This is a genomic window from Streptomyces sp. NPDC127119 (genome assembly GCF_042677425.1).
Taxonomy (GTDB): domain Bacteria; phylum Actinomycetota; class Actinomycetes; order Streptomycetales; family Streptomycetaceae; genus Streptomyces.
Window position 1 is genome coordinate 39,214 of the sequence record NZ_JBHXTO010000048.1, and the last position, 8,097, is coordinate 47,310.

Here is an 8,097-nt window from a genome sequence, read left to right on the forward strand (position 1 = left end):
TTTTTTTGTTGGGATGGGGATGTTGGTTTTATGGGGGGGGGTGGTGCGGGTGGGGGGCCGCACGCCGCGCAACCGCTTCGAAGAAGTACGCGTCTGAATTGACATGACCGGGGTACCCGACTTCCGAGCCCGAACCGACCGGCATTCGGTCGGCTCAGAGGTCCAGGGAGTTGATGATGGCGGGCTTCGGTCACACCACGCGCAAACACCCTCGCTCACGTAGCCGGACGAGGTCACGGAGCGGGCCGGACAGCGCGACGCTCGGAATCATCGGAGTCATCTGCGCGGTCGCCGGATTCTTCGTGCTGGGGATCATCCTCGGCCCGGCGGCCATCGTCTGCGGCTGGCTGGCCATGGGGCGCCGATGGAACGGCGCCCGCCCGGTACCGGCACTGATTGCCCTGGTACTGGGAGCGATCGACACCGTTCTGGCCGTCGTCTGGATGGTCGGATCGGCAGCCCCCGGCGGCATGATGTTCTGACCGGGCTGCAGAATTCAGACGTGCCCCGCACCCTTCGAAGGGCCGCGGGGCACATCTCTGCCCGCGTTCACGCCCGTGCGGCCCGGCGGGGGCGAGCCGCGCAGTTCCCCGCGCCCCCTCAAGACGGGGCTGCGCCCCGAAAGGGGCGCGGGGAACTGAGCGGCCAGCCCCCACGCACCCGCACCCCCCGCGGAGCGAGACGCGCGGAGCGTGACGCGCTACGCGTCCCCACCCGCGGCCCCGGGATCGGCCGCAGCCACATCGAGCAACTGATACCGGTCGATCGCCTGCTTCAACAGCGACCGGTCGACCTTCCCCTCGCGGGCGAGTTCCGTCAGGACCCCCACCACGATCGACTGCGCGTCGATGTGGAAGAACCGCCGGGCGGCCCCGCGCGTATCCGCGAACCCGAACCCGTCGGCGCCCAGCGACTGGTACGTCCCCGGCACCCACCGCGAGATCTGGTCCGGAACCGACCGCATCCAGTCGGAAACGGCCACGAACGGTCCCTCGGCGCCCGACAGCTTCCGTGTCACATACGGAACCCGCTGCTCCTCCTCCGGGTGCAGCAGGTTGTGCCGCTCCACCTCCACGGCCTCGCGCCGCAGCTCGTTCCAGGAGGTCGCCGACCACACGTCGGCCCGTACGTCCCAGTCCTCGGCGAGCAGCCGCTGCGCCTCTACGGCCCACGGCACCGCCACGCCGGACGCCATGATCTGCGCCGGGATGGAGCCCGAGGTCCCCGCCGCGAAGCGGTGGATGCCCGCGAGGATGCCCTCGACGTCGACGTCCGCCGGCTCGGCCGGGTGCCGGATCGGCTCGTTGTAGACGGTGAGGTAGTAGAAGACGTCCTCGCCGTGCGGGTGCGCGTCGGACGAGCCGTACATCCGCCGCAGCCCGTCCTTCACGATGTGCGCGATCTCGAACCCGTAGGCCGGGTCGTACGCGACACAGCCCGGGTTGGTCGAGGCGAGCAGCTGCGAGTGCCCGTCCGCGTGCTGCAGACCCTCACCGGTCAGCGTCGTACGTCCCGCGGTCGCACCCAGTACGAAGCCGCGCGCCAACTGGTCGGCCATCTGCCAGAACTGGTCACCGGTGCGCTGGAAACCGAACATCGAGTAGAAGACGTACACCGGGATGAGCGGTTCGCCGTGCGTGGCGTAGGCCGATCCTGCCGCGATCAGGGAGGCCGTGCAGCCCGCCTCCGAGATGCCGTCGTGCAGCATCTGCCCGGTCGGCGACTCCTTGTACGCGAGGAGCAGGTCCCGGTCCACGGCCTCGTACTGCTGCCCCAACGGGTTGTAGATCTTCGCGCTCGGGAAGAACGAGTCCATGCCGAACGTGCGGTACTCGTCCGGTGCGATCAGCACGAACCGCTTGCCGATCTCCTTGTCCCGCATGAGGTCCTTGAGCAGCCGTACGAACGCCATGGTCGTGGCGATCGACTGCTGACCCGAACCCTTCTTCACACTCGCGTACGTCTTGTCCTCGGGCAGCGCGAGCGGCTTCGAGCGCACGACACGCGTCGGGACGTACCCGCCGTTCGCCTTGCGGCGGTCGTGCATGTACTGGATCTCTTCGGAGTCCCGGCCCGGGTGGTAGTACGGCGGCGCGCCGGACTCCAGCTCCTTGTCGGTGATCGGCAGGTGCAGCCGGTCGCGGAAGCCCTTGAGGTCGGCGACCGTCAGCTTCTTCATCTGGTGCGTGGCGTTGCGGCCCTCGAAGTTCGGGCCGAGTGTCCAGCCCTTGACCGTCTGGGCGAGGACCACGGTCGGCTGGCCCTTGTGCGCCTTGGCCGCCGCGAAGGCCGCGTAGACCTTGCGGTGGTCGTGACCGCCGCGGCCCAGGTGCAGGATCTGGTCGTCCGTCATGTTCTCGACCATCGCCCGCAGCCGGTGGTCGTGACCGAAGAAGTGCTCGCGGATGTACGAGCCGGTCTCCGTGGCGTACGTCTGGAACTGGCCGTCGGGCGTGGTGTTCAGCTGGTTGACGAGCACGCCGTCGCGGTCCTGCGCGAGCAGCGGGTCCCAGCTGCGGTCCCAGACCAGCTTGATGACGTTCCAGCCGGCACCCCGGAACTGCGACTCCAGCTCCTGGATGATCTTTCCGTTGCCGCGTACGGGACCGTCGAGGCGCTGCAGGTTGCAGTTGACGACGAACGTGAGGTTGTCCAGGCCCTCGCGCGCGGCGATGGACAACTGCCCGAGCGACTCCGGCTCGTCCATCTCGCCGTCGCCGAGAAACGCCCAGACGTGGGATGCGGAGGTGTCCGCGATGTCGCGCGCCGCCATGTAGCGGTTCATCCGCGCCTGGAAGATCGCCCCGAGCGGACCCAGGCCCATGGAGACGGTCGGGAACTCCCAGAAGTCCGGCATGGAACGCGGATGCGGGTACGAGGACAGCGCGCGCGGGGCCTTCGACTTCTCCTGGCGGAACGCGTCCAGCTGCGCCTCGTCGAGGCGGTCCAGGAGGAACGCGCGGGCGTAGATGCCGGGGGAGGCGTGCCCCTGGAAGAAGATCTGGTCGCCGCCGTCACCCCCGTCCTTGCCGCGGAAGAAGTGGTTGAAGCCGACGTCGTAGAGCGAGGCGGAGGACGCGAAGGTGGCGATGTGGCCGCCGACACCGATACCGGGCCGCTGGGCCCTGGACACCATCACGGCCGCGTTCCAGCGGGTCGCGTTGAGGATCTTGCGTTCGATCTCCTCGTTGCCGGGGAAGAACGGCTCGTCCTTGGTGGCGATGGTGTTGATGTAGTCGGTGCTGCGCATCTCGGGAACGGCCACGCGCTTCTCGCGGGCGCGTTCGATCAGCCTCAGCATGAGATAGCGCGCCCGCTCCCGGCCGCGCTGGTCCACGGCGGCGTCGAGGGAGTCGAGCCACTCCTGGGTCTCTTCGGGATCGAAGTCAGGGACCTGACTCGGAAGGCCGCCAATGATGATCGGGTTGCGATCGGGTCCGGAAGCCACGCTGTTCCTTCGCTCTCGGGGGGCCGCTTCTTCTCAGTTTTTTCTTTGCTTTTTCTCTGGTTTCCTGGGCGTCTGCACCGTTCCCCATCGTGTACCTCGGGAGCGGAAACGTCATCTCTACCGAGAGGTAACCGACACGTTCGAACCGTTCTCCCAAGGGCGGGTCCGGCAAATCGCAACGATACGCCCGACCCGTGACGCGTACCGCAAAGGCATTCGAGTCTCGTACCCTCGTAGGGTTCCGAAATTCACAAACCGGGCAGATTCCTGTGGTGTGCGTCACGAACGGCTGTGATTCCCTGACTGGAGTTGCGGCGACACGGCCTGGATCGTCACCGTTTCGGCGGTCTTGACGGCCGGGTACTTGCGCGATCCGCCCCGCCCGTGTGGACTACGGCCAATGCTGCGCGCACGCGCGTGGCTTGAACTTCCCCAGGATCTCGGCTTCGCCCGGGCCGGGGAGGACCCCATTACCGAACATGATCAGGAGGCAACCCGTGAGCGCGACCGCGGACCACGCGGAGGAGCGGACGAGCCTGGCCGCCAGGCTGGGATTCCAGCCCGAGCAGGTGGTCCAGGAGATCGGCTTCGACGACGACGTCGACCAGGAGCTCCGCTCGGCCATTGAAGAAGTAATCGGCAGCGAGCTCATGGACGAGGAGTACGACGACGTCGCCGACGCCGTTGTGCTCTGGTTCCGAGACGACGACGGCGACCTGACGGATGCGCTGGTGGATGCCACCACGTACGTCGAAGAGGGCGGCGCCGTCCTGCTGCTGACGCCCAAGACCGGCCGAGACGGTTATGTGGAGCCCAGCGACATCGCCGAAGCTGTGACGACCGCGGGTCTGTCCCAGACCAAGGGCATCAGCGTGGGGAAGGACTGGAGCGGCACGAAGCTGGCTACGCCGAAGACGGCGGCCAAGAAGCGCTGAGGCGCTGCCGAGGCCAGGAGGCCCCCGCCGACTCTGTCGGCGGGGGCCTCGTCCCTTTGGGGGCGCGGGGAACTGCGCGGCCAGCCCCCACCGGGCCGCACGGGGATCCACGGGCCTGTCTGTCGGGTGCGGCGCCGTCGTGGCTGAGCGCGCAGTTCCCCGCGCCCCTTACAGGGCCGGTGGGGCGCGTGGTCCGCTTTCGGGGGGTCTGCGTAGGGTGGGTGTCACCCGAACAGCCCGATCTACGGAAGGGACGCAGGACCATGGCGATCGAGGTCGGCGACAAGGCTCCGGACTTCGAGCTGAAGGACAATCACGGTGCCACCGTGAAGCTCTCCGACTTCCGGGGCGCGAAGAACGTGGTGCTGCTCTTCTACCCCTTCGCCTTCACGGGCGTGTGCACCGGCGAACTGTGCGAGCTGCGCGACAACCTGCCGCGGTTCGCCGACCGCGACACCCAGCTCCTCGCCGTCTCGAACGATTCCATCCACACCCTGCGCGTCTTCGGCGAGCAGGAGGGCCTGGAGTACCCGCTGCTGTCGGACTTCTGGCCGCACGGCGAGGTCTCGCGCGCGTACGGGGTGTTCGCCGAGGACAAGGGCTGCGCGGTGCGCGGCACCTTCGTCATCGACAAGGAGGGCGTCGTCCGCTGGACCGTCGTCAACGCCCTGCCGGACGCACGGGACCTGGACGAGTACGTGACGGCGCTCGACGCCCTGTAGGGCGTGGATGCCGACACTTCGGGATTCTTCGTGCCCCAGGCACTGCGGGGACGGGGAACCTCTCACTAGGATCGACACGTTGATCCGATACCAACGCACTACGGGGCTTCCCGCCCCCGGACACCAATGGGAGTACTCGTGGGAGTCAGCCTCAGCAAGGGCGGCAACGTATCGCTGTCGAAGGAGGCCCCGGGCCTGACCGCGGTCATCATCGGTCTGGGGTGGGACATCCGCACCACCACCGGTACCGACTTCGACCTCGACGCGAGCGCGATCCTGACGAACGCGGAGGGCAAGGTCAGCAGTGACGCCAACTTCGTGTTCTTCAACAACCTGAAGAGCCCCGACGGCTCCGTCGAGCACACCGGTGACAACACCACCGGTGAGGGCGAGGGCGACGACGAGCAGATCAAGGTCAATCTCGCCGGGGTCCCCGCCGACATCGAGAAGATCGTCTTCCCGGTCTCGATCTACGACGCCGAGAACCGCCAGCAGTCGTTCGGCCAGGTGCGCAACGCGTTCATCCGCGTCGTGAACCAGGCCGGCGAGGCGGAGATCGCCCGGTACGACCTCTCCGAGGACGCCTCGACGGAGACCGCCATGGTCTTCGGCGAGCTGTACCGCCACGGCGCGGAGTGGAAGTTCCGCGCCATCGGCCAGGGCTACGCCTCGGGCCTGCGCGGCATCGCGCAGGACTTCGGCGTCAACGTCTGAGCCGTTTCCCGGGGCCGCAGGACGGCCCCGAGTCGCTCCACCGCTTCCCGTCCGGCGCCGCACACTCCTAGTGCGGCGCCGGACGTGCTGGTACCACGGCACAACCAAACGGCTTCACCGGGGAGGACCAAACATGGGTGTCACGCTCGCCAAGGGAGGCAATGTCTCCCTCTCCAAGGCCGCACCGAACCTCACGCAAGTGATGGTCGGGCTCGGCTGGGACGCACGCTCCACCACCGGAGCGGATTTCGACCTCGACGCCAGCGCGCTGATGTGCAACTCGGGCCGGGTGCTCGGCGACGAGTGGTTCATCTTCTACAACCAGCTCAAGAGCCCCGACGGCTCGGTCGAGCACACCGGGGACAACCTCACCGGTGAGGGCGAGGGCGACGACGAGTCCATCCTCATCGACCTCCACAAGGTGCCCGCCAACGTGGAGAAGATCGTCTTCCCGGTCTCCATCCACGACGCCGACAACCGCGGCCAGACCTTCGGCCAGGTGAGCAACGCGTTCATCCGGGTCGTCAACCAGGCCGACGGCCAGGAGCTCGCCCGCTACGACCTCTCCGAGGACGCCTCCACGGAGACCGCGATGATCTTCGGCGAGGTCTACCGCTACGGCGGCGAGTGGAAGTTCCGCGCGGTCGGCCAGGGCTACGCGTCCGGGCTGCGCGGCATCGCCCTCGACTTCGGGGTCAACGTTTCGTAAAGCGCAGTGCGCGGCAGACGACCCCTGTGGTCAGAGGGTCGGCCGTGGTGTCACGAAGTGGTGCCGGTGCGTGAGACGGCCCAGGTGGCAGAAGGCGCGTCACCTGGGTGGGGACCCCCTGGACCTGCGACTCTTCGAGCGAAAGGGCCCGGCCCTCTCCTTCGGGGAGTCGGCCCTCTAGACTTCGAGGTCAATGTTTCGTAAAGCCGGGTACGGCGGGGGGAAACCCCCTCCGGACTTCGTCCGGGGGTAGCCCCCCAACTCACGATTGGGTAGCCAGTGGTTCTGAAAACCTTCGGCTGGTCGTTCGCGGTCACCGCGCTCGGTCTGGTCGCAGCGGTTTTGATCGGCGGATGGACCGCGTTCGGGATCGTGCTGATCCTGTCCATCCTCGAAATCTCGCTGTCCTTCGACAACGCGGTGGTCAACGCCGGAATCCTGAAGAAGATGAGTGCCTTCTGGCAGAAGATCTTCCTCACCGTCGGCATTCTGATCGCCGTCTTCGGAATGCGGCTCGTCTTCCCCGTCGTGATCGTCGCGATCAGCGCCTCGCTCGGCCCCATCGAAGCGGTCGACCTCGCCCTGAACGACGCCGACCGCTACCAGGAACTGGTGACCGACGCCCATCCGTCGATCGCCGCCTTCGGTGGCATGTTCCTCTTGATGATCTTCCTCGACTTCATCTTCGAGGACCGTGACATCAAGTGGCTGGGCTGGCTGGAGCGCCCGCTCGCCAAGCTCGGCAAGGTCGACATGCTGTCCGCCTGCATCGCCCTGATCATCCTGCTCTTCACCGCGCTGTTCCTGGCCCCGCAGGCCCATCTGCACGCGGGCTCCGCCGACAAGGCGGAGACGGTCCTGCTCTCCGGAGTCGCCGGCCTCATCACGTACCTGGTCGTCGGCGGGCTCTCCGGGTTCTTCGAGAACCGCCTCGAAGAGGCGGAGGAGCGCGAGCACGAGGCCGAGGAGGAGGCCAAGGCCAAGGGCAAGGAGATCTCCGCCGGAGCCCTCGTCGGCAAGGCCGCCTTCTTCATGTTCCTGTACCTCGAAGTGCTGGACGCGTCCTTCTCCTTCGACGGCGTGATCGGCGCGTTCGCCATCACCAACGACATCGTCCTGATGGCGCTGGGTCTCGGCATCGGCGCGATGTACGTCCGTTCGCTGACCGTGTACCTGGTCCGCCAGGGCACCCTCGACGACTACGTGTACCTGGAGCACGGCGCCCACTACGCCATCGGCGCGCTCGCCGGCATCCTGCTGATCACCATCCGCTTCGAGGTCAACGAGATCATCACCGGCCTCATCGGTGTCGTCCTGATCGCCTGGTCCTTCTGGTCCTCCGTGCGCCGTAACAAGGCGCTGGAGGCCGCGGAGGGAAAAGCTGACCCCTCGGACGACAAGACAGAGGTCTCGTCCGGGGTGTGACACCGGTCAGGTTGAGGAACGCTCTGTGAGGGGCGGGGGGCGGCGGGGGCGAGGGCGGCCCCCCCCGCGCCGTAGGGCCCCGACCAGGTTGGGGGGGGGGGGGTCCGGGGGGGGGGGGGGGGGGAGTGTTTGTTGGGTGGGCCG

7 protein-coding genes are annotated in these 8,097 nt (G+C 67.5%); 6 read left to right on the forward strand and 1 reads right to left on the reverse strand.

Annotated elements, in window-relative coordinates; translation table 11 throughout:
* The first annotated feature begins 173 nt into the window (after positions 1–173).
* Positions 174–482 (forward strand): small hydrophobic protein, encoded by a 309-nt coding sequence (locus ACFVH5_RS21475; protein ID WP_384807460.1) that lies wholly within the window; start codon positions 174–176, stop codon positions 480–482.
* A 218-nt stretch (positions 483–700) separates the two neighbouring features.
* Here ACFVH5_RS21475 and aceE read toward each other — a convergent pair whose 3' ends face one another.
* The gene (aceE, locus tag ACFVH5_RS21480; protein WP_385835229.1) at positions 701–3,448 is read right to left on the reverse strand and encodes a pyruvate dehydrogenase (acetyl-transferring), homodimeric type; all 2,748 of its coding nucleotides are present in this window, start codon (positions 3,446–3,448) and stop codon (positions 701–703) included.
* A gap of 497 nt (positions 3,449–3,945) precedes the next feature.
* On the opposite strand from aceE, the gene ACFVH5_RS21485 reads away from it, so the two are divergent.
* From ACFVH5_RS21485 to ACFVH5_RS21505, 5 genes are all read left to right on the forward strand, one after another.
* Positions 3,946–4,383 carry a DUF3052 domain-containing protein gene (locus ACFVH5_RS21485; RefSeq protein ID WP_055519877.1) on the forward strand — a complete coding sequence of 146 codons (438 nt, stop codon included), beginning with the start codon at positions 3,946–3,948 and terminating at the stop codon, positions 4,381–4,383.
* Positions 4,384–4,646: 263 nt separating this feature from the next.
* A complete protein-coding gene (locus ACFVH5_RS21490) occupies positions 4,647–5,105 on the forward strand; it encodes a peroxiredoxin (RefSeq protein ID WP_384807464.1) in 459 nt (152 codons plus the stop codon).
* Between the two features lie 138 nt (positions 5,106–5,243).
* Positions 5,244–5,819 (forward strand): TerD family protein, encoded by a 576-nt coding sequence (locus tag ACFVH5_RS21495; protein WP_055617911.1) that lies wholly within the window; start codon positions 5,244–5,246, stop codon positions 5,817–5,819.
* A 133-nt stretch (positions 5,820–5,952) separates the two neighbouring features.
* Positions 5,953–6,528: a TerD family protein gene (locus ACFVH5_RS21500; protein ID WP_384807466.1), complete on the forward strand. Its 576-nt coding sequence runs from the start codon at positions 5,953–5,955 to the stop codon at positions 6,526–6,528.
* Positions 6,529–6,807: 279 nt separating this feature from the next.
* A complete protein-coding gene (locus ACFVH5_RS21505) occupies positions 6,808–7,953 on the forward strand; it encodes a DUF475 domain-containing protein (RefSeq protein ID WP_384807468.1) in 1,146 nt (381 codons plus the stop codon).
* Positions 7,954–8,097: the final 144 nt, after the last annotated feature.